At 44.6% G+C, this 21,919-nt stretch carries 20 protein-coding genes and 1 pseudogene; 14 read left to right on the top strand and 7 right to left on the bottom strand.

What is annotated here, in order from left to right:
- The 6 genes and pseudogenes from AC4G47_RS16595 (at position 1) to AC4G47_RS16570 (ending at position 3,655) form a co-directional block, all read left to right on the top strand.
- Complete coding sequence (locus tag AC4G47_RS16595) at positions 1 to 543, top strand: TroA family protein (protein WP_491101873.1); 543 nt, start codon at positions 1 to 3, stop codon at positions 541 to 543.
- A complete protein-coding gene (locus AC4G47_RS16590) occupies positions 536 to 766 on the top strand; it encodes a hypothetical protein (RefSeq protein ID WP_491101872.1) in 231 nt (76 codons plus the stop codon). The genes AC4G47_RS16595 and AC4G47_RS16590 overlap by 8 nt, the downstream gene beginning before the upstream one ends.
- A 349-nt stretch (positions 767 to 1,115) precedes the next feature.
- The gene (locus AC4G47_RS16585) at positions 1,116 to 1,541 is read left to right on the top strand and encodes a MarR family winged helix-turn-helix transcriptional regulator (protein ID WP_458126828.1); all 426 of its coding nucleotides are present in this window, start codon (positions 1,116 to 1,118) and stop codon (positions 1,539 to 1,541) included.
- Between the two features lie 116 nt (positions 1,542 to 1,657).
- Positions 1,658 to 2,125 (top strand): annotated as a pseudogene (locus tag AC4G47_RS16580) (NAD(P)H-binding protein); the annotation flags it as partial.
- 51 nt (positions 2,126 to 2,176) lie between these two features.
- Positions 2,177 to 2,521 carry a rhodanese-like domain-containing protein gene (locus tag AC4G47_RS16575; protein WP_458126829.1) on the top strand — a complete coding sequence of 115 codons (345 nt, stop codon included), beginning with the start codon at positions 2,177 to 2,179 and terminating at the stop codon, positions 2,519 to 2,521.
- A gap of 111 nt (positions 2,522 to 2,632) precedes the next feature.
- Entirely contained in the window at positions 2,633 to 3,655 is a 1,023-nt protein-coding gene (locus tag AC4G47_RS16570; RefSeq protein ID WP_491101871.1) for an NADH:flavin oxidoreductase/NADH oxidase, read from the top strand.
- Positions 3,656 to 3,765: 110 nt separating this feature from the next.
- Here the strand turns inward: AC4G47_RS16570 and AC4G47_RS16565 are convergent, their stop codons facing one another.
- Positions 3,766 to 4,689 carry an AraC family transcriptional regulator gene (locus AC4G47_RS16565; protein ID WP_491101870.1) on the bottom strand — a complete coding sequence of 308 codons (924 nt, stop codon included), beginning with the start codon at positions 4,687 to 4,689 and terminating at the stop codon, positions 3,766 to 3,768.
- 203 nt (positions 4,690 to 4,892) lie between these two features.
- On the opposite strand from AC4G47_RS16565, the gene AC4G47_RS16560 reads away from it, so the two are divergent.
- Complete coding sequence (locus tag AC4G47_RS16560; RefSeq protein WP_491101869.1) at positions 4,893 to 5,471, top strand: TetR/AcrR family transcriptional regulator; 579 nt, start codon at positions 4,893 to 4,895, stop codon at positions 5,469 to 5,471.
- A 97-nt stretch (positions 5,472 to 5,568) separates the two neighbouring features.
- Here the strand turns inward: AC4G47_RS16560 and AC4G47_RS16555 are convergent, their stop codons facing one another.
- Positions 5,569 to 5,982, bottom strand: coding sequence for a MerR family transcriptional regulator (locus AC4G47_RS16555; RefSeq protein ID WP_491101868.1), 414 nt, complete (start codon positions 5,980 to 5,982; stop codon positions 5,569 to 5,571).
- 192 nt (positions 5,983 to 6,174) lie between these two features.
- On the opposite strand from AC4G47_RS16555, the gene AC4G47_RS16550 reads away from it, so the two are divergent.
- On the top strand, positions 6,175 to 7,215 hold the full coding sequence (locus AC4G47_RS16550; RefSeq protein WP_491101867.1) for an NAD(P)-dependent alcohol dehydrogenase: 1,041 nt from the start codon (positions 6,175 to 6,177) through the stop codon (positions 7,213 to 7,215).
- Between the two features lie 177 nt (positions 7,216 to 7,392).
- Entirely contained in the window at positions 7,393 to 7,764 is a 372-nt protein-coding gene (locus tag AC4G47_RS16545) for an iron chaperone (RefSeq protein WP_458126835.1), read from the top strand.
- 69 nt (positions 7,765 to 7,833) lie between these two features.
- On the opposite strand, the gene AC4G47_RS16540 is transcribed toward AC4G47_RS16545, so the two are convergent.
- Positions 7,834 to 8,814, bottom strand: coding sequence for an aldo/keto reductase (locus AC4G47_RS16540; RefSeq protein ID WP_491101866.1), 981 nt, complete (start codon positions 8,812 to 8,814; stop codon positions 7,834 to 7,836).
- Between the two features lie 409 nt (positions 8,815 to 9,223).
- On the opposite strand from AC4G47_RS16540, the gene helD reads away from it, so the two are divergent.
- Positions 9,224 to 11,638 carry an RNA polymerase recycling motor HelD gene (helD, locus tag AC4G47_RS16535; protein ID WP_491101865.1) on the top strand — a complete coding sequence of 805 codons (2,415 nt, stop codon included), beginning with the start codon at positions 9,224 to 9,226 and terminating at the stop codon, positions 11,636 to 11,638.
- Between the two features lie 281 nt (positions 11,639 to 11,919).
- Here helD and AC4G47_RS16530 read toward each other — a convergent pair whose 3' ends face one another.
- The 3 genes from AC4G47_RS16530 to AC4G47_RS16520 form a co-directional block, all read right to left on the bottom strand.
- Positions 11,920 to 12,750 carry a carbohydrate ABC transporter permease gene (locus AC4G47_RS16530; RefSeq protein ID WP_145317395.1) on the bottom strand — a complete coding sequence of 277 codons (831 nt, stop codon included), beginning with the start codon at positions 12,748 to 12,750 and terminating at the stop codon, positions 11,920 to 11,922.
- A 1-nt stretch (position 12,751) separates the two neighbouring features.
- Positions 12,752 to 13,624 (bottom strand): carbohydrate ABC transporter permease, encoded by an 873-nt coding sequence (locus AC4G47_RS16525; protein WP_145317392.1) that lies wholly within the window; start codon positions 13,622 to 13,624, stop codon positions 12,752 to 12,754.
- 74 nt (positions 13,625 to 13,698) lie between these two features.
- Positions 13,699 to 15,009 (bottom strand): ABC transporter substrate-binding protein, encoded by a 1,311-nt coding sequence (locus AC4G47_RS16520; RefSeq protein ID WP_491101864.1) that lies wholly within the window; start codon positions 15,007 to 15,009, stop codon positions 13,699 to 13,701.
- A gap of 207 nt (positions 15,010 to 15,216) precedes the next feature.
- On the opposite strand from AC4G47_RS16520, the gene AC4G47_RS16515 reads away from it, so the two are divergent.
- Together AC4G47_RS16515 and AC4G47_RS16510 are read left to right on the top strand one after the other, a co-directional pair.
- A complete protein-coding gene (locus AC4G47_RS16515; RefSeq protein ID WP_491101863.1) occupies positions 15,217 to 16,980 on the top strand; it encodes a sensor histidine kinase in 1,764 nt (587 codons plus the stop codon).
- Positions 16,981 to 16,996: 16 nt separating this feature from the next.
- Entirely contained in the window at positions 16,997 to 18,511 is a 1,515-nt protein-coding gene (locus tag AC4G47_RS16510; protein ID WP_491101862.1) for a response regulator, read from the top strand.
- Positions 18,512 to 18,600: 89 nt separating this feature from the next.
- On the opposite strand, the gene AC4G47_RS16505 is transcribed toward AC4G47_RS16510, so the two are convergent.
- Positions 18,601 to 19,473, bottom strand: a complete 873-nt coding sequence (locus AC4G47_RS16505) for a helix-turn-helix transcriptional regulator (RefSeq protein WP_491101861.1) — start codon at positions 19,471 to 19,473, stop codon at positions 18,601 to 18,603.
- A 244-nt stretch (positions 19,474 to 19,717) separates the two neighbouring features.
- On the opposite strand from AC4G47_RS16505, the gene AC4G47_RS16500 reads away from it, so the two are divergent.
- Positions 19,718 to 20,917, top strand: coding sequence for an MFS transporter (locus AC4G47_RS16500; protein WP_491101860.1), 1,200 nt, complete (start codon positions 19,718 to 19,720; stop codon positions 20,915 to 20,917).
- Positions 20,918 to 21,125: 208 nt separating this feature from the next.
- A complete protein-coding gene (locus tag AC4G47_RS16495; protein ID WP_491101859.1) occupies positions 21,126 to 21,881 on the top strand; it encodes a gamma-glutamyl-gamma-aminobutyrate hydrolase family protein in 756 nt (251 codons plus the stop codon).
- The last annotated feature ends 38 nt before the right edge of the window (positions 21,882 to 21,919 follow it).

Genomic DNA, 21,919 nt, shown 5'->3' with positions numbered 1-21,919 from the left:
TTGCGGAAACAGAAAACACCAATATGGATTATGATGGCACTCATCTTGCTGCTTGTACTTAGTGCATGTGGACAGTCAGCCACGACTAATACTACAACCGCTGATAGCGCGAATGCAGCTTTAGAGACAGAATCCAAGATGGACTCGGATGCAGTTGCTTCTCCTGAAACCAATGCAACTGCTGATGAGGAACTCGTTACATATCAATCGGATGCCGGCGAAGTACAGGTGCCCAAGAATCCACAACGTATCGTTGATCTGACATCATTCTCGACAGGGTACTTTGTTGCCCTGGATGCACCGGTAGTCGGTGCTTTATCCGGAGCGATGAACAACAAGTATATCAAGGATCAACTGGCAGCAGCGGGCACCAGTGACTTGGGTGAAGTACCTACTCCAGAGAAGCTAATCAGCTTAAAACCAGACCTATTTATCGTATATACGGGCACAGAGGGCATCGATAAGTTGGAGCAGATTGCGCCTGTCGTACAGATTACATTTGGCAAGCGTGATTTCAAAGATCTAATGCTCGAAAATGGGTAAGCTGACCAATAGAGAAGATGCAGCTATAGCCTGGAATGCTAAATGGGAAGCGCGCATCAATGAACTGAAGCCTAAGGTTCAGGAGGTTGTCGGTGATCGGACAGTCTCTATCCTGAATCCGTACGCAAAAGGGTTATTTGTATTCGGTCATAACTACGGTAGAGGCGGTGAGATTATTTACGGGGAGTTTGGGCCTCAAGGCACCAGCCAAGGCTCAAGCTGAAGCAACTGACAGCGGGACCGGATGGGCTTCGATTTCCATGGAACTATTGCCGGAGTATGCGGGTGATATTATCTTCACCAGTCCGTGGTCGGGAGATACAACCGATCCCAAGATCGTATATGATAATACATTATGGAAGACCTCCTGCTTTCGGCGAAGTAACATCGAACCATATACATGGTAATACTGGAGCATTTCCGAAACGTCGTTACAAGACGGGGAAATGCTCTTCTTATGAGCGTAGAATGTTATATACGTCGATCTTGGATGGATTTTGACCAATGTAATTAAGCTTGATACAATAGGATAACTGCTGATGAACATTAAATATCAAGTGGGGTGATCTAAATTGCAGCAAAAAAGTGAACGTTTGAATGTTTGGTTGGCTTTCTCTAACATGCATACCCATCTGAACGAGAAGCTGGAACAAGCTCTGCTTCAACAATATGACTTATCTTTGAAGGAATTTTATGTGTTAAACTTCATATATAATGCGGAGGGTAAGGAATTACGCCTACAGCAACTTCAAGAACTGGTGGGGTTGAGCCAAAGTGCTACTTCCAGGCTTGTCGTTAGGATGGAAGCCAAAGACTGTGGGGCTCTGGAAAGACATGCATGTGAAGATGACCGGCGTGGCATTTACACTCGTATTACGGAGCTTGGAGAGAATAAATACAAGAAAGCACTTCAAACGTTTAATCAGGTCTTGCAAACTGAATTGGAACAGGATGGATTTGAGACTCGATTAGAGAACCTCACTAAAAAATTGTTCTAAGGCTAGGGTGAATATAGGGTAATGTAGTCATTTACCCTATAAGAAGACTTGACACACATTAATATATCCGTTAAATTAAATGCATGCGCATGCTTTTATTGTGAATTGCAACACAGGGTGTAGAAACGGTGCTTACCGACTTGGAAGGGACGGTTGACTCAATTGTAGCTGCTGCAACGGGATATGACAAAACACTTCTGATTGATCTGGATGGTGCCGGGAAAACCATTGAAGCGGCTCAACAAGCGGGTATTGATCGATATATCATGGTGAGTGCGATTCAAGCCAATAATCGTGAGAACTGGCATGATAACATCCTTCCATATTATGCAGCCAAGCACTATGCTGATAAATTGTTAGAGATCAGTGGATTAACATATACCATCATACGCCCCGGGATACTAATAAATGAACCAGGGACAGGTAAAGTTTCTGCTGCTGAGAATATTAAAACTGATAACATCGCTCGTGAAGATGTAGCTCATGTGATTTTGGCCAGTTTGAGTGAGAAGAATACTTACAAACGTTCATTTGATCTAATCGCTGGTGAGGATGTAATATCTGAGGCATTGAGCAGACTTTGATCCAAAACGAAATTTTCGACGAAATCAGATGAGTTAAGAGAGGGCTATACAATGATCATGTTGATGCTTTTGACTTTCATATTAGGTATCTTCATCGTTGTACGTCAATTTTGGCCACTGCGCAATCTTGAATATATAGATTATCAAGTATTTCTTAGACAAGAGCGTGATTTTCGGCAGTATAAAGTGATCGATATTCGAGATGCGACGGATTATATGGCTAATCCCACTCCGGATACGATTAACATCTCACTGGGACGTCTTGCTTTCACCTGGGAAAAATACCTTCTTCGAGAAGATAACGTAATTATAATGTCTCCTGGTATGCTTCAATCCAAAAAGGCTGTACGTATTTTGCGAAAGCATGGATTTGAATGTCTTTATGTGATGAAGTAAAAGTTACGTGTGAGTTCTAAATCATACGGAATTATTAATCGTATGGGCTGTTTCGATGCTTGCGCATGCATTTTATTAAACTTGATTCATGAAAAGGGGAGTTTTATTTTGATGACAGATTTGTTTAGTCCATATTCTTTTAAAAGCCTAGAGCTTAAAAACCGTGTCGTAATGGCTCCAATGTGTCAATATTCAGTTGAGCAAAAAGATGGTATCGCAACAGATTGGCATTATATGCACTACGTTAGTCGTGCTGTGGGGGGAACAGGTTTTATTATCATTGAAATGACAGATGTGGAACCGGATGGCCGAATTTCAGATTATGATCTTGGGTTATGGTCAGATGAACAGATCCCAGCTCTGAAGCGGATCGTAGATGCGTGTCACAGTTATGGTGCCAAGGTCGGCATTCAGATTGCTCATGCGGGCCGCAAAGCAGAAGATGCCGAAGTTCCAGTAGCCCCGTCCGCAATCGCCTTTGATGAGAATTCCAAGCAACCTCGTGCGCTTACAACGGATGAAGTAAAAGGAATGGTTGAGAAATTCCGGAGTGCAGTAGCGCGTGCTGTGAAAGCTGGATTTGATGCGATTGAGCTTCATGGCGCACATGGCTATTTGATTCATCAGTTCCATTCTCCACTAACGAACAAGCGAGAAGACGAATATGGACAAGATTTAACGTTATTCGGCCGGGAGATCATTCAGGCTGCAAAGGCAGAAATGCCAAAAGACATGCCCCTGATGATGCGTATTTCAGCAAAAGAATACGTCGAAGGTGGCTATGGAATTGACGAAAGTTCCGAGTTTGCCAAGGCATATCAAGAGGCAGGCGTGGACCTATTCGATATCTCATCTGGTGGCGAGGGACCTATTGGTGCATCGGGCAGACCAGGAACTCACGCAGCTTATCAAGTACCTCTCGCTAAAGCAATCAAAGAAGCTCTTGATGTGCCCGTGATTGCTGTTGGAAGACTGGACGACCCGAAATTGGCGAATGCAGTCATTGGAAATGAAGAAGCTGATCTCGTTGCAGTCGGAAGAGGGCTGTTAAGAAATCCTTACTGGGCATTGGAAGCAGCGTCTGCTTTGCGCAAGACAACGGACGTTCCAAAACAATATACAACTGGTTTTTAATGTTCAGCATTAAATATATGGATAAGAAAGGACTCCGACTGACAAAACAGAAGGAGTCCTTTTTATGGTTAAACTAAACGAAGTGAAGGTATGATATTAACGAGTAAGAGTCAGGAGAGGGTAGTCGATTCATCGGTTTTACCTCTCAGACGTTTAATATCTTCTCTTGGCGGAAAACCGAACATGCGGGAATATTCACGACTGAATTGGGAAGGACTCTCGTAACCTACCTGATATGCTACATCTGCTGCATCGGTGGATTTTGATAATAACAAGCGCCGAGCTTCCTGAAGTCTCAGTTGTTTTTGAAACTGAATTGGACTCATGGCAGTCACTTCTTTAAAGTGTCTATACAGTGAGGCAGTGCTCATATTCGCCAAGTCGGCCAATTCCTCAACCCTGAAATTCTGATCAGAGTGATTCATAATATATTGAATGACGTCTTTGACTCGATATGTGTGGCTGCCCTCCATTGTAGCTTGTTCCAGGGCGACCCCATGGGGACCTTTCAATACTCTATAGAGAATTTCCTTCTTGAACAAAGGTGCCAGTAATGGGATATCTTCCGAATGTTCTTCCAGTAGTCGGGCCAACCTGACGACCGCGTCCAGCAGAGACGGTTCGGTTTGGCTGACAAACATTGCCCTTCTCGCATTATTCAGCGGTTTTGTAGGGAAGTCGGAATGGTTTAATACCTCCAGAATTTCACTGGATGTAAACTCAAGTTTTAGCGCCAGGTAAGGAGCTTCAGGCGAGGCCTGAATGACTTGTCCACTAACTGGCAAATCAACGGTTGCGACGATATAACTTCCTGGACCATAACGGAAACGATCCTGTCCCAGCAGTACCTCTTTTTCGCCCTGAACGATAATGCAGAAGGACGGTTCATTAACTCTGAATAGGGGTTCCGTAACGACAGATTCGCGGATTAAAAATAATGAGGGGATAGCCGTAGAATGCACTCCGTCCTTGTCAGAATAACGGTCAATGAGTGTGGCTAATTCGTTCTGTTGTTCTTGTATTTGATCAGACATGCGAAGTTCTCCTTTTTTCCTCACAACATAATAACCACATTCTATCGTATATTGACCCAAGGCGGTAGAAAACGGATAGGAATAGGCAAACATTTGAGGTGAATGGATAAGATATGTTACTTGCCGGGTGAATATTCACAAGTCCTTATTTTATTTACTGATCGTTCCCGATGTGTTAGATTGATTTTGGGAGGGAAGTCAACATGGCTAGGAGTAAAGAGTTTGAAGTGAACGAAGTATTGGATAAAGCAATGAAGATCTTCTGGGAACAAGGATACGAGAAGACGTCGATGAGTGACCTGGTTGAACATATGGGGATTCATCGCAGAAGTATATATGATACGTTTGACGACAAACATTCGTTGTTTTTGCAGGCAATGGATCGTTACAATGGAAAGGTCAGCAACACATTGCTCGCAGAGATCAAAGCGTCCAAGACGGCAGTGGAAGCACTCCATAAAATTTTCGGAGTAATGATCAGCGAATCAGAGGATACGCCATCGGGTTGCCTGATCGTGAACTCGGCGGTGGAGCTGGGCCCCCGTGATACGGATGTGGACTCCCGATCTCTTGAATCTTTTAATGTAACAGAGCGGATGTTCGAGCAGATTATTGAATGGGGACAGCGGGATGGAGAGTTCTCCTCAACTCAGGATGCGAAGGAAATGGCAGAGTACCTGCACAATATTTCCGTGGGCATACGGGCCATGGCAAGAACTTCGATGGATAAAGAGAAATTAAATCGCATTATCAATGTATCAATGAAACTTTTGGAAAATTGATGCATCATTTTACACATATAAGTAGTAGCTCGAATCCGTTAGAGGACTTCAAGCTACTACTTTTTTTGCACAACTTTATAAGAAAAAGACTGATCAATCAATTGGTAATGGCATTTTCTATTGATTTAATTTTGTGAATCTCTTCAGTCCCGGCTTTCAAAGCAGTCTCGTAGTATGCGCATTTGTGCTCAATGACCTCCATGGTCTTTCGTAATTCCTCCATCTGTGCTTCTACGCTAGCTTTTCGTTCCGAGAACATGTCATATCTCTGCTTCAGGGTGGAGTCCCCTTCAGAACACCATTCAATGAAGTCTTTGATATCCTTTATAGGCATCCCGGTCAGCTTCAGACATTGGATGATCTTTAGAAAGTCAATGTCTGAATCTTTGAACAAACGTGTTCCGCTCGTGGTACGTTCTACAAAAGGCATAAGTCCTTCCTTATCGTAGTAACGCAATGTATATACCGTAAGGTCTAATTTTTTGGCAACTTCACCGATTGAATAGGTCATTTAGAATGAATTCCTTTCTACTAGGGGTAGACTTCGAGTTAACTCTAGGATTGATTCGAGTGAAATTCTACCATGCTACATTACAACATGTCAAAGTGAGGTGGAGATAAAAAATAAGATAAATAGTTGACCTAGAGTTAACTAGAGGGGGTAAGATTATTTTGAACTTTAAATTACTAGGAGGTTATTACATTGATTATAGCTAAAGCCAGAGCAGTTGACGGACCAGACCAACAATTCCGAAGTGCTGAAATTAAACGACGTGATCTGGATACGAATGATGTATTAATCGAGATTAAATATGCTGGTATTTGCCATTCTGACATCCATACTGCCCACGGTGAATGGGGTCCTGTGAATTATCCGCTTGTTCCTGGACACGAGATTGCCGGGATTGTAACCGATATAGGAACAGGAGTCTCCAAATACAAGCTCGGTGACCGAGTAGGGGTCGGATGTATGGTCGACTCTTGTGGAGAATGTGATAACTGCCGCAAAGGTGAAGAACAATACTGTCTCAAAGGAAATATTCCTACCTACGCTGGGGTAGACAAATATGGTGAGCCTACGCAAGGTGGATATTCTACCCACATTGTTGTAGTCGAGGACTTCATCGTTCGCATCCCGGATAACATTGCACTGGACGCTGCTGCACCTTTGCTATGTGCAGGTATTACGACATATTCACCGCTGCATCACTGGGGAGCTGGCCCAGGTAAGAAGGTTGCCGTTGTAGGTATGGGTGGTCTAGGCCATATGGCTGTTAAAATTGCACATGCGATGGGTGCCGAAGTAACGGTTCTCTCCCAGTCCTTGAGCAAAAAAGAAGATGGACTGCAATTTGGTGCAGATCACTACTACGCAACAAGCGAACCGGAAACGTTCGAAAAACTTGCAGGGACTTTTGATCTGATGATTAACACAGTAAGTGCGAATATTGATATTAACGCTTATTTCTCACTGCTCACGCTGGATGGTACTCTCGTGAACGTGGGTGCACCTGCAGAGCCATTAGCTGTTAACGTATTCTCTCTCATCGGTCATCGCCGTTCATTCGCAGGTTCCATGATTGGTGGCATTCGTGAGACGCAAGAAATGCTCGATTTCTGTGCAGAACATGATATTGCGCCTAACATTGAGGTCATCTCGGCTGACCAGATTGACGAAGCTTACAAACGTGTACTGGCTTCCGACGTGAAATATCGCTTTGTTATTGATATCAACACAATGTAATTGTGAAGTAAGTAATAACTCGATGCATAAGTAGACAAGCAAGCAGCTGGCCACCAAGGTCAATTGCTTGCTTGTTTTCTTATGATCTGGTTAGATTCGGTTGATGGATTCATGATAGAATGAGATCGAATGGGGCAAAAGAAGTAGAATATTTATTATTGATATAGGGGGAAAGCAATGGAGACCTTTGCAGAATTTATAGCACGCATCGATAACCCGGAACATCAGGCACGAACGGAAGAAGTCTTGAACTGGGTTACTGAAAAATTCCCGAATCTAAAGCAAAAAATAGCATGGAATCAACCGATGTTTACCGATCACGAGACTTTTATCATTGGTTTTAGTGTATCCAAGCAACATTTGGCTGTTGCTCCCGAGAAGGCAGGAATTAATCGCTTTTCGGAAGAGATCACTCAGGCGGGTTATGATCACACCAAAGAATTGGTTCGGATGAAGTGGAAACAGGAAATTGATTTTTCGTTACTTGAGCGAATGATTGAGTTCAATATCGCGGATAAGGCAGACTGTTCAACATTTTGGCGTAAATAAATCATGATAGAAAAAGAAGACCCCTAACTTCCAGATTCGGAAGTTAAGGGTCTTTGGTATATTACAGTATTATTTATGACCTACTACAGGGTGAGGTACGTATGGTTCTTCAAGGAACGTAACATCTTCGCTGGTCAACTTAACAGACAGAGCACCTACAGCATCATCCAGATGCGATAATTTGGTGGCACCGATAATTGGAGCCGTTACGGTATCTTTTAGTAATAACCAGGCAAGTGCAATGTGTGTGCGAGGTACACCGTACTTTTCTGCAATGGATGCAACTCGCTCGACAACAAGCCGATCCGCATCACTGGTTCCATTGTACTTGGATTTTTGCACTTCGTCTGTCTCGGAACGAAGCGTGGTTACAGACCAGTCACGGGTTAACCTGCCTGAAGCCAGAGGGCTGTAGGGAGTCACACCAATCTTTTCTTCCTTGCACAGAGGAAGCATCTCGCGTTCTTCTTCACGATAGATGAGGTTTAAGTGGTTTTGCATGGAAACGAACTTGGTCCAACCATTTCTCTCGGCCACATGCAATGCCTTTTGGAACTGCCATGCGAACATTGCTGAAGCTCCAATGTATCTCGCTTTACCGGACTTCACCACATCATGTAAAGCTTCCATGGTTTCTTCTATAGGGGTGCTGTGATCCCAACGATGGATGATATACAGGTCGACATAATCCGTTTCCAAACGTTTCAGACTCTTGTCTATTTCACTCATGATGGCTTTTCTCGAAAGGCCAGAACCGTTGGGCCCCTCATGCATCTGTCCGTGGATCTTGGTTGCAATGACAACCTCATCACGATTGGCATAATCCTTTAATGCCCGACCAAGATATTCCTCACTTGTACCCAAAGAGTATACATTCGCTGTATCGAAGAAATTAATGCCTAAATCTAGCGCTTTTTTGATGACAGGGCGGGAGTTCTCTTCATTCAATACCCATTGATGAACCCACTTACTGGCGTCCCCGAACCCCATACATCCCAGGCAAAATCGAGATACGTCCAAGCCTGTGTTACCAAGTTTTGTATATTCCATATGATGTCCAAATCCTTTCTAATATTTATTATGGCCACCTGTATGGTGACCTATTTTCATTTATTATGTCATAACGAACGAACCAGCCTGTACCACATTTCTATCAAACTTTTGCCTAATCCTATCATTATCTCCAAATCGGTTGGATATAGAACATAAAAAAATGCCCCGAGTGTAGCTCAAGGGACATCTTACTCCATATAAAGTATGGTTCAACTCAGACAGAGAAGAGAAAAAAAGGATTGAACGCAAAAAAAAGCCATGATATAATCTATAGCGCAATTGACATTTGATTTGAATGTAAAGGGTTAATCATTATTTCTCCTAATTTAATTTTACATCCGACATTCCGATTTGTCAATGCTCTTTTTTTGGGTCCTAATAAATGGAAAAGGGAGTGGACTTATTCATGGATAAAACAAACGAATGGAAGTTGGAAGAGGAAAGACTAGTGGAGGTAAGGAACAAACTTCAGGCACGACTCGACGAGTTAGAACCGAAGGTTGCCGGACTGCATGAACAGGCTGCCGAAATTCGTAAACGGTTCTGGGAAGACGTGACGATTAACACGGGTTCGTACACGGATTTTGAAGATGCATTCTATACCATCAATCAGCAGTCGAGGGTATTGGCCGAGAGGGAGCGCGGGCACAAGCTATTAACACAACAATGGAAGAACACAAAGAGACTGCTTCCAACGCCGTATTTTGGTCGTTTTGACTATAAGGAAAAAGGCATGACAATTACTGAACAGATCTACATCGGGGTATCATCTTTCATGGATGAGGATGGACTGAACTTTCTAATCTATGACTGGAGAACACCAATTGCGAGTCTGTACTATGATCACTCTCCCGGGCCAGCAGGCTATGACACACCTTCAGGACGAATCGAGGGAAAGATGGAGCTCAAGCGTCAATTCCAGATCCAACATGGGCAGCTTCATAGCATGTTTGATTCAACTGAGACGATTGGTGACGAATTGTTGCAGCAAGTACTCGCCAAGGGTGCAGACTCACAAATGAAGAGCATTGTAGCAACCATTCAGAAGGAACAGAATGCTATTATTCGTGATGACCGCAGCCGGATGCTTATCGTGCAGGGGGCAGCGGGCAGTGGCAAGACGTCGGCAGCGTTACAGCGAGTCGCCTACTTACTGTATAAACACCGCCAGACCGTCAAAGCAGATCAGATTGTACTTTTCTCGCCGAATCCGATGTTCACCAGCTATATTTCCACCGTACTCCCGGAACTTGGTGAAGAGAACATGCAGCAGACGACTTTCCAGGAATATTTGAATTATTGGCTGGATTCCTCCGTACAACCAGAGGATGCCTTTGATCAGATTGAATATGTACTGACAGCCCAGGGAGATCCGGGATATGAAGCTCGTATGGAGGCGATCAAGTACAAAGCTTCCGAGACATTCCTTCAAGTGCTCCAAAACTACGGTAAGTGGTTGGGAAGAGAGGGGATGCGGTTTAACGGAATTCAATTTCGGGAACGTGAATTCATCACTGCAGACCGAATAAAGACCCAATTTTACAGTTTGGATCAAAATCTTACATTGTCCAACCGTATACTACTTTTGCAGGAATGGCTGCTGAGAGAACTCGTTTCGCTGGAACGACTGGAACGGGAAGCAGACTGGGTTCTGGAGGAGTTGAATTATCTGGACACAGAAGAGTACGTGGAAGCTTTCCGCATGTTGCACAAAGAAAAGCCTGTGTTCGATGTGGCGGAAAAATACGCAGCGCGGGAGAATGGGAATACAAGCGCAGAGAAAGATGAGGGTGCCTTTAACTTTGCTGTGCGGGAAGAGGAACTGCTTCGTCAGAAACTGGTGAAAGACATGTTTAAACCGTTAAGAAAGAGTGTGCGGAAATTCCAGTTCGTGGATGTGAAAGGCATATATGAACAACTATTTGTAGATGAAGCTGCTTATCGTGAACAAACGAATGGGGCAATCCCCCCGCAGCATTGGCCTGAGATTTGCAAACAGACTAAGAAAATGATCCTCCAGAACAAGCTGTTCCATGAGGATGCTACTCCTTTTCTATATGTAAAAGAGATGATCGAAGGTGTCCGGACAAACACGGATATCCGTTATGTCTTTGTGGATGAAGGCCAGGACTATTCGGCGTTTCAATATGAATATCTCAAAAAGCTGTTTCCTCGTGCCCGCATGACGGTGCTTGGTGATTTCGGGCAAGCGATCTTTATGCAGGCTACGGATTTAGCAGCATCCAACTCGCCACTGGTTCACCTTTACGGAGAAGCCGAAACCACATTAATACGCCTGGTACGCAGTTATCGTTCAACCAGGGAGATTGTTGAATTCACCAAATGCATGCTGCCAGGGGGAGAAGAGATCAGACCGTTTGAACGGGGAGATCAGAAGCCTCTTTTAACAAGATTGAAGGACAATACGCTGCGTGGTTCGCAGATTCTCGCAGATATTACCGCACTCAAGGCGGAGGGGTTCGATTCCATCGCTGTGATTACGAAGACGGCGGCTGAAAGCCGGGAAGCCCATGAATGGTTACGTAGTCAAGGAGGCGAAGGGCTGCAGCTCATAACGAAGGACACACAGATTTTTGAAAAAGGAATCATGGTTATTCCTGTGTACCTCGCCAAAGGCGTCGAGTTCGACGCTGTCCTGGTCTATGATGCTTCACCAGACGCCTACAGCCAGGAATATGACCGCAAGCTTCTGTATACGGCCTGCACACGAGCCATGCACCGACTTCATCTATATACAACGAGTGACTGGTCACCGTTTGTGCAGGCGTTACCTGCGAATCTGTATGACATAAGATCATAATCCATAAGTAAATCCAATTTAAATGAAGGACCAAGAAAGATGCTCATAGCCTTTTTCAAAGGTTAACGGGCATCTTTCTTTTTTATGCTGATCGTTCCCGACGTGATAGATTGTTATTGGGAGTTACGAGACGATCCCTTTACCCGCAATTGTTTCAAAAATAGAGAGGTGTAGATGCATTTTCACGCTATAAATAAAACAACCCCACCAGATCTGGCGGGGGTTAAGTTCGTCATGAATCCTCCAATTCCATTCCCTTAAGAACGGTGAGAATATGAGGTTTAGCCTTTAACTGCACCGGCAGTAAGGCCGCTGACAATATATTTTTGCCCGAATAGATACAGGATGAATACAGGCAGCGAAGTAAGCACGAGATTGGCGAAGATCAGGTTCCAGTCCCGGCTATATTTGCCGTAGAAATTGTAGATCGATAGTGGCATCGTCCAGGTGGAGCTGTCTGTCAGGAAGTACACCGGAATTGTGATGTCATTCCAAACGGACATGAACACCATGATCGCTACCGTTGCGTTAACGGGCAGGATGAGCGGTGTGACGATGCGGAAGAACACGCCGAACACACTTGCACCTTCCAGAAATGCCACTTCGTCCAGCGCTCGTGGAATGGTTTTGATGAATCCACTATACAAGAATACACTGAAGGCTGTATTTAACGCGGCGTAGATCAGAATGACACTTGTGATGCTGCCGTAGAATCCTAATCCCTGCACAACCCGAATGGTCGTAATAATCGACATCGGCGCAATCAGCCCCATGAAGAAATACATGTAGATGGTGCCGGATAGTTTGGTTTCCCGACGTGCCAGAATGAATGCCGCTGCCGAAGAAGCAACGATGTTAATAATGGATGAGACGCCAGTAATCAAGATGCTGTTGAAGAATGCTCGTGACAGACCGCCTTCCTGGAAGACACGAACATAGTTCGAGAACTGCCATGTTTCAGGCAAACTTAGAGAGAAGCTGAGCACCTCGGCGCTGGTTTTAAATGAACCAAAGATCAGAATGACAAGCGGCAACAGAACGATGAGAGAGGCCAGAATCAGGAAACCTTCCACGATATAGTTGCGGATGGCGAGTTTGCGTGTATAGCCCATGTTATTCCGTAACCTCCTTACGCCGCATGAAGATCAATAGCGGTATAGCGATAATGGTAACGACGACGAACAGAAGTGTGTTGACCGCGGTACCGAGTCCCCAGTTGCCTTCACCGAAAGATCGTAGAATGATCGTACCAACGACCTGGGAAGCGTTACCCGGGCCACCACCGGTCATGACGTACACTTCGGAGAATACTTTGAGTCCACCGATTAATGTCAGCATCAGGTTAATGTTAATGGCTGGCAGCAAGAGCGGCAGTGTGATTTTGAAAAAACTTCTCCACGAGCTTGCGCCATCAATCTTGGCTGCCTCGTAATACTCTTGAGAAATGGACTGCAGGCCCGCCAGATAGATGGCCATCTGGAAACCGGCACTCTGCCAGATGGAGACGATAGCAATCGTCCAGATGACAATGGATGGATTGGTCAGCCAAGCTTGGCTTAACGAATGTAAGCCAACAGATTCCAATAGGTTGTTAATTGTACCTTCAGTACGCAACATGGGAGTGAACAGAATGCTGATCACAAGAATGCTGAGTATGGAAGGGGAGTAGAAGATGGCGCGCAGCAGGTTCTTCGTTCTTAATCGCATATTAAGTCCTACAGCCAGTAATAGACCGATAACATTTTTGCCCACTACGGTGACGATCGCAAATATTGCTGTGTTCTGCAACGCCAGAATAAGCGTTTTGTCCGAGAAAATTTTCCTGAAATTGTCCCACCCGATGAACTTCAACTCCAGCCGGTCCAACCGCCAATCCGTGAATGAGTAATAGAAGGCGGCAAGAGCAGGCACGACGAAAAAGATGGAGTAGATAATCAGTGCGGGAAAGATCATGTAATACGAATACAAATTTTTAGTCCTTTTCATGTCTCACACTCCGTTATAGCTAGGCAGCATAACATTCATCCGTGGTATGCTGCCTTGTATTTCACTCCTATTTCTTAGAAACCGGCTACACCTTTATCCTGCATCAGCTGACTGAACTTCTCATCCCAGGATTTCAGGACTTCTTCCGGTGACAATCCGCCTGCAAATTGATCCTGTAACAATCGGTACAGTTCACTGCGATCAACCAACATGAATGCATCCGTGGTCAGCACGGTTTTCTTCGGCGTAATGTAGTTGTCTACAATGTCCTGCTTGTAGGCTGGCAATTCCGGTGTTGTGACGTCACTTAAATTGGATACGTAGCCTTTGGAGTCCACGATCTGTTGTGCGACATCCTTGGAAGCGATGTAGTCCAGGAACTGTTTGGCTTCTTCCAAATGTTTGGATTTCTTCGGAATGAACAGTTGTCCACCCAGTGGACTTGCACCCAGACTGGCATTATCCGACGATGGAATCGGGAAAACGCCCAGTTCCATGCTTGGATCTTGCTCGGCAACGCCTTCAATTAACCAATCGCCCATAAACATCATGGCCACTTCCTTGTTCAGGAATTTACCTACTGCCATGTCATAGCTGTCGCTAAGCACATCTGTGTTGGTGTAACCTTTGGTGTACACTTCATACTGTTGTTCCAGGAATGTTTTGAATTCCGGAATATCGGACCATTTTTTCTTATTGTTGTTCAAGTCATCAAAAAACGTCGGTTCATTTTTGGCTACAAAATCGGCAAAAGCTGCAGCAGGCCAGATGTTGGCAGCCCAGGCATCTTTGTAAGGCATGAATACAGGTGTAATGCCACTCGCTTTGATTTTTTCACAGATCGCCAAGAATTCCTCGTAGTTGGTTGGAAGCGACAATCCGAGCTCTTCAAAGATTTGTTTGTTATAAACGACCCCTTGCATGCCTGTATCCTGGCTAACATGGAAACTGTAGAGGTGACCACCAGAAGAGAGGACATCTTTGTTCACGATTCTGCTCGCCCAAGGTTCGTTATCGAGAATCTCGAAGTTACGTTCTAGGTTCAGGTCCGTGACTGCGCTCGCCAGATTATATTGAATAATGTCAGGTGTTTCATCTACAGCCAGTTTGGTTTGCAATACCGTTGTTGTTTGTTCCGCTGGAATCAGCTGCAAATTCACGCGGATATTCGTTTGTTTTTCGAATTCATCGAGAATGTCTTGCTGAATGAAGGCAGAGTCCTGAGAACTTTTAGAGATCGCCAATTCCAGTGTGACCTTACCACTCTTGCTGTCCCCGCCAGCAGCACCGGAATCTGTACCTCCTGATCCACAAGCGGTTAACGAGATCGATAATAGACTAGCCAGAATAATGGATATAGCCTTTTTTCTTTTTATTGTCTTCAATGCAAATCCCCCTCTAAAACGTTTAGTGAATCCGTTTACAAGTTCGATTATAGATTCTTTTATCGCCCCGGTACATGTCTGTGCTTGAACGTTGATGTGTAAAATCCTGAACTTGAAATCGCTATCATTTCATGGAGTACCGTGATACAGTAGGACATAAATCTAAGGGATTTCACATCATGTCAGAACAGGAGGGTAACTCTGAGAATGGCGAAGCTCATACATAAGGCAACTCAATTCAGTTTGCAGACGAAGGTGCTTTTGACGTTTCTGGCCCTGCTTTTGTTCGTGCTGGGCTGTTTTATCGTGTATGTAAATGTGATTGTTATTCGCCCGCTCAAACTGAAAACGGAGCAAGATACGCTCGTGACTGCTACGAAGGTGAGAGAGCAGGTCGATCTATACGTAGAACAACAGAACCAAATGTCGCAGCGAATATTGTCCAGCAAGAATATCTTTGCAGCCATGGACAAGAGCTCCTCAGCTCATAGTAACTATGAAAGACTGAAGCAAATTCGAATCATCAAAGACATCATGTTTCAGGCGATTGGGCCAAGCATGAATATCAAGGACATGTCCATCTATGACAGGCAAGGTGTTCTTCTTACGTCATATCTGGGTTCAGGCAATCCTCCGGCGATTTTGAACACGATGATGGAGAGTAGCCAGATCGGGCGGGATTGGACGGAAAGCGGTTTTGTCTTGCTGCGCCAACTCGATACCATCTCCTTTGTGCGGACGATCAATGATCAGAACGGCAAGGTGTACGGTTATCTTAGCATTCAGATGGAACAGGCCTATATACAGAATCTTACGGAAGGCATTACTGCTGGAGATGTCTATATTCTGAATGAACAAGGGGAACAGATGACAGGTTCAGAAGCGGGGGTGACATTTGCCAATTGGTCGAAGCCTGCATCAGACGAGGGACTGGTGGTCGACAAAGACGACAATTATATCACGCATTCCACATCACCCAGCACAGGTTGGATCACGTATATCATAACACCCAAAAAATCCGTTCTGGGCTCGATCCATTCGGTTCAGACCATGTCCATCCTGCTCATAACGGCGCTGATGCTGGTTTCCTTTGTGTATATCTTCCTGTCAACGCGTAACCTGCTGCTTCCAATCCGTAAGCTCCGCAGTCAAATCTGGCGTATGAACTACAGCAATATGAATCTGAAAGTGGATGAAACGCCGAAGAACAACGATCTGTTATTGCTTAACGAAGCCTTTCAGGATCTCATGGAGCGGCTGCAACAATCCATTGACCGCGAAAAATCAGCACTTCATGAAGAAGTAAAGGCGCGTAATTCAGCGCTGCAAGCTCAGATCGCTCCACATTTTATTCATAACGTTCTGTATCTGATCAGTATTGCTGCACAAGAGGGGAAGACCAAAGTCGTATCGGATATGTGCAAACATCTTTCGGACAGTCTGCGCTACATCGTCTCTTCGCCCTACGCCCATGTGACCTTGGCTGATGAGCTTCAACATACGAGACATTACTTGTCGCTTGTACAACAAAAGTACGAAGAGGATCTGGAGTGGGACATCCGTGCGGACGAGCTGGCGAATGAAATTAAGTTGCCGCGGTTGGTCATCCAGCCATTTGTGGAAAACTGCATCGAACATGCCTTTGCCAACACCGCACCACCTTGGCGTATCCGGATTACCGTGAAGCAATATAACGGATTATGGGCTCTGGAGATTAAGGATAACGGAGAAGGCTTTCCACCGGATAAGATCCAGGAGATTTTAGCCAATATCCAGTCATCTGGATCGGGAATAAATTCAACGTCCAATCGACCAACAGCCCTGGGTAACATGGGGATTCTCAACAGTGTCAATCGACTCAAACTCATGTATAACAATCGGCTTTTTATTAATATATTTAATAATCATACAGAGGAGGAACATGGAGCAACGATTCAGATCATCGGCTCACTGACAAAGGATTTTTACTAACTAGGAGGCATAGGCGATGTATAACGTTATGATCGTTGAGGATAGTAAACCGATATTACGCAATATTAAAATGCTCTTGGAAACGCTCAACTTCCCGGTTCGCGTAGCGGCTACGGCAACGAATGGAGAGGAAGCCTTGGCAGCGATCAAGCAGGAACCGATTGATCTGCTATTGACAGATATTCGGATGCCGAAAATGGATGGCCTATCGTTGATTGAGCAAGCCAAGCTTGCCAACCCAGATCTGAAGGTCATTCTGATTAGTGGTTATAGTGATTTTGAATATACGAGAAAAGCCTTGAACCTGAAAGTGTTTGACTATTTATTAAAACCCGTGGAGCGAGACGCATTAGAAGAGGTCATGGGTCGGGTAATTGAGCAACTCGATCAACAGATGTCCAAGGACCTGCTGGATTTGAAAGAATTTATTCATCCCCAATGTGAGACTACACCGAAACAAGCGGATGATTTTCCTCCTTTATTCAGCCAGATGATGATTATTATGAACAAACAATCCTTCACCGCAGGACATGAACGATGGATGCAGGTGGAACTTGAGGCTATCATGCAGGATTTTTTTACATCCCATGCATGTCGTGTATACACAAGTCAAACCCCTTATCAATATGTCGTTTTCGTCAACAAGAGTGCACTTGACTTGTACTCTTCCATACATGAATGTCTTGAATCGTTGCGTCGGCATCTGCTTGCACATAACTATGATGCGATAATCGGAGGACAATTGCTGTACGCTGAGTCTCGTAATCTGCCAGAACTCTATCACCGCATGTCGTCCATAGTGTCTGAGCACCAACGGTTGAAACAAGGCATAGCGCTCGATACCGGGAATCCGGTGTCGATGGCGAGATCCGAGACAGGTTGTCTGGATTCGGTGCTTGAATCTACTTTTGTACAGATGATACAGGATCGGCGGAAAGAGCAGTTTGCTCTCAAGCTGTCTGAGCTGCTGGACCGATGGGCAGAGGACAATGCACTTATGACCGAGGTGGAGCGGTTTATCGGATTGGTCGTAGACACGTTTGCTCATCTGTACGAGGAACAAGGATCGGGCATGAGATTGGGTCTGGAGCTTCGGGCAAGACAATTAACTCAGGCACAGTCCTACGCTGATTTTTGCCGGGAACTGACGGAATGGACGGGGCAGTGCTTCGATATGCTGCAATCCCACGTTCGAAAAAGCAAGGCGATTCTGTTCGAGCAGATTGACGATTACGTAAAACTGAATAAATACTCTCAATTATCGATTAATGACATTGCAATAAAGTTCCACGTCAGCCCGTCGTATGTCAGCAGAGTGATCAAGAATGCCACACAAATAACGTTTGTTCAGTATTACACACGGCTTCGCATACAGGAAGCATGCAGACTGATGGAATGCCAACCGGACATGAAGTTCAAGGAAGTATCCGACCTGCTGTCATTCAGTGACCAGCACTATTTCTCGAAGGTGTTCAAGGAATATACGGGTTTCAGTCCTACGGAATATAAACAACAGCGGTTTAAGCTCTAGAGTAAGTTTGTATGTGTGTAAGGAAACGTGTAAAGTACCAGGCGCTTCCCCAATGGAGCGCCTTTTTGCGTTTAATGATATTAGTGAGGTTAGAAAGAATGTGATGCATCATCTCCGAACATATCCTTTTGATTCTTCTTTCGAAAACTTCGTGGTGATTCACCGACGGTTTTTGTAAATAGAATCGTAAAGTAATTGGGGTTATCGTAACCGACCAGTTTGGCAATTTCCCATATTTTTTTGTTGGTTGAGACTAATAATCGGGTGGCTTCACCCATTCTTCGTTGAATCAGGTAGTGATATGGAGAAGTGCCATAGTGATTTTTGTACATATGAATTAAGTAATAAAAATCGATATGAAATTGATCTGCCAATTCCTTAAGTTTAATGTTCTGCCGATAGTGGGTATCCAGATAGTCCTTAATGCTCTCAGCAAGGGTATTCCTCCCAACGCTCTCCCCATCAGGAAGTTGTTGACGGGACTGTCGATCGATGATCAGAAGTATAGCTTTCAGCACATGCCCAGAGATCGACTCGTATCCATGTTCTCGGATTGAAAATTCATTGAAGAGAGTCTGCATCAACGAATGGAGTTCATCGGAATATCGGTTGGCTCGAATGATCGGTTTGTTATAGGGAGGGATGACCCAATCCTCAAGGGAGTGGGTACCTTCTGTAAAACGAAAGCCACAATAAAAAGTGGATAACGGGAATTCAGGGTTGGACTTCTCCTCGTGAAGAGTACCTTTGTTATAAATGAGCAAATCCCCTTTTTCAGCCCAGTGTTTGGTACCGTCAATGGTGAATAATCCTTTGCCTTCAGTTACGTAAATAATCTCATGCAGATCGTCATGCTTATGCGTCGGAAAACTCCAATGGGGATTGTCTGCCAGCTTTCCTACATAAATAATGGTGCAATCTCGATTTGGATACAGTTGGCCGGATTCGTGGTGTGTATTCATCTATGTCTTCCCTTCAGAATTGTAATGATAGTCTGTGCTGAAATGACAACATACATAATGTTTTGCAATAAAAGCACAACAACCTTGATTGTCGCCATGGCGTATCTGACAGTACAATTTCACTATCCAAAATGTAACTATATATCGAAAGTGAAGGGATGGGAAAGCAGAAAATACATGATTACTGATCGTAAAAAGAATTGAAGCGCTTGCAACAATAGAAAGGATTAGTGAGTATTGATTTATGACTAGAAATAGAGAGAACCTACTTATTTTAACGCTTACGCTAGTTAGCTTTGTACTGGGAACAACCGAGTATGTCATTGTGGGTGTGTTGAAAGAAATTGAAAGTTACATGAAAGTATCGCTTGCTGCCGCGGGCATGCTCGTCTCCGGTTTTGCTATTGCATACGCAGTGGGTACACCATTTGCCGTAGCCTTCTTGGCCAAAATATCCAGAAGAAGCTCTATATTGATTGGATTCGCGATCGTGTTGGCATTAAATCTATTGACCGTGTTCTCAACAACGTTCTCTTCTCTGATGGCCATTCGCATCGTTTCGGCCGTTGCTTGTGGACTTACGATATCGCTTTCGATCTCGATCGTAAGCGACGCAGTGAACCGGGAGCGAAGAGGGGAAGCTATCGCTTGGATTTTGGGCGGATTTTCAATCGCGAATGTACTGGGTGTTCCGCTCGGTACATTTATCGGACAACATCTGAGCTGGTCCATGACTTTTGTCGTTACGGCATGCATAGGTTTTGTGCCGTTGGTATTTATGTTCCGTATTCTGCCACGCCGAACAACAACGATCGCCGGTTCGTTCAGTGATCAGATGTCTCTCTTTTTGAAGCCGCGGATATTGCTCGCCTGTCTGATCCCGGTGCTGGGAAACAGTTGTATTTTCGTCGTTTTTACGTACATTACGCCACTCCTAAGTGAGACAATGGGTGTGCCTGTACAGTGGATTAGTGCCATACTCCTGATCTATGGTGCCTGCAGCATCCTGAGTAACTGGATTGGTGCCAAAATAGCCAAGGGTGATTTCCTGCCCAAGCTCAAGCGGCTTTTCGTAATCCAAGCGATCCTATTCCTGGGCATGAGTTTTGCCGTTTCCAACTTGTGGATCGGCTTGGCATTCCTGTTCCTGATTGGATGTCTGTCATCCTCCATGAGCGCGGCGTCCCAGTTATATTTGTTTGATGTGTCTGGAGCGATCGCGCCGGGATCCAAAGCATTCGCATCTACACTGCTGCCTGTGGCGGCCAATGTGGGGATAGCGCTAGGCTCTGGTGTCGGGGGGATTGCCGTCAATATAGGTGGTGTACAGTGGGTGCCTCCAGTTGCTGTAATGCTTGCCTTGCTGGCTTATGTCATTACCCGGATATGCCAACGTTCCATTCAATTGAATTCGGATGAAGTGGCCACTGTGAACGCAGCTTAGATCAGATGTTTTTTAATAAAATGGATGAATCCATATAGATGGTAATAGAATTACAAGCAAAGTCGCTGTTCCAGCGGCTTTGTTTTTTTTAGTTTACAGCGCTCCAGATGAAACGGATTCACAGATGATAGAGGTAGGAAAATGCAACAATTTAGTGAGTTTATATATAAGGAGATCTGATAAAATGAATTCATTAGGAGGGAAAGCCATGAAAAAGCCCATGATCGGTGTACTGCCTTTATATGATACTGACAAAAAAAGTTACTGGATGCTTCCGGGTTATATGAACGCAATCGAGGGTGCTGGTGGGATTCCAATCATGCTACCTCTGACAACGGATGTCGAGATCCTTGCTACGTTGGCTCATGAGTTCGATGGGTTCCTGTTCACAGGAGGACATGACCTCAATCCTGATCTATATCATGAGCAGACAGAGGATACCTGTGGGGAGTTATGTATTGAACGCGATCTGATGGAGTCGATATTATTACAAAAGGTAATTGAGCTTGATAAGCCTGCCTTTGGCATATGCCGTGGACTCCAACTATTCAACGTTATTTTGGGTGGTACGTTGTATCAAGATATTCCTACCAGCCTTCAACTTGATGTGAACGAGATCGTTAATCATAAGCAAAACCCGCCGTATACGAATCTTGTACATGATGTACATATTGAGACAAATAATCTATTATACGATATCTTGCAAGCAGGCACGATAAAAGTGAATAGTTATCATCATCAAGGGATCAAGATGTTATCCGATAAGTTAACTGCCGTGGCAGTTGCCGAAGATGGACTCGTTGAGTCGGTGGTTATGCCGAACCAGACATTTGTTTTGGCGGTACAATGGCACCCGGAGTACAGTTACACTGTGGATCATTATAGTCAAAAGTTATTTGCGGCGTTTGTTCATGCTGCTCAATCCTCACGCTATAATGTCCATATTGAAGACATAACTGCATAAGATTTGGAGCAGAAAAAAAGACCTCCTGTTTATACAAA

Source organism: Paenibacillus sp. Negev47, assembly GCF_058313655.1.
This window is presented reverse-complemented; position numbering and strand designations above follow the sequence as displayed.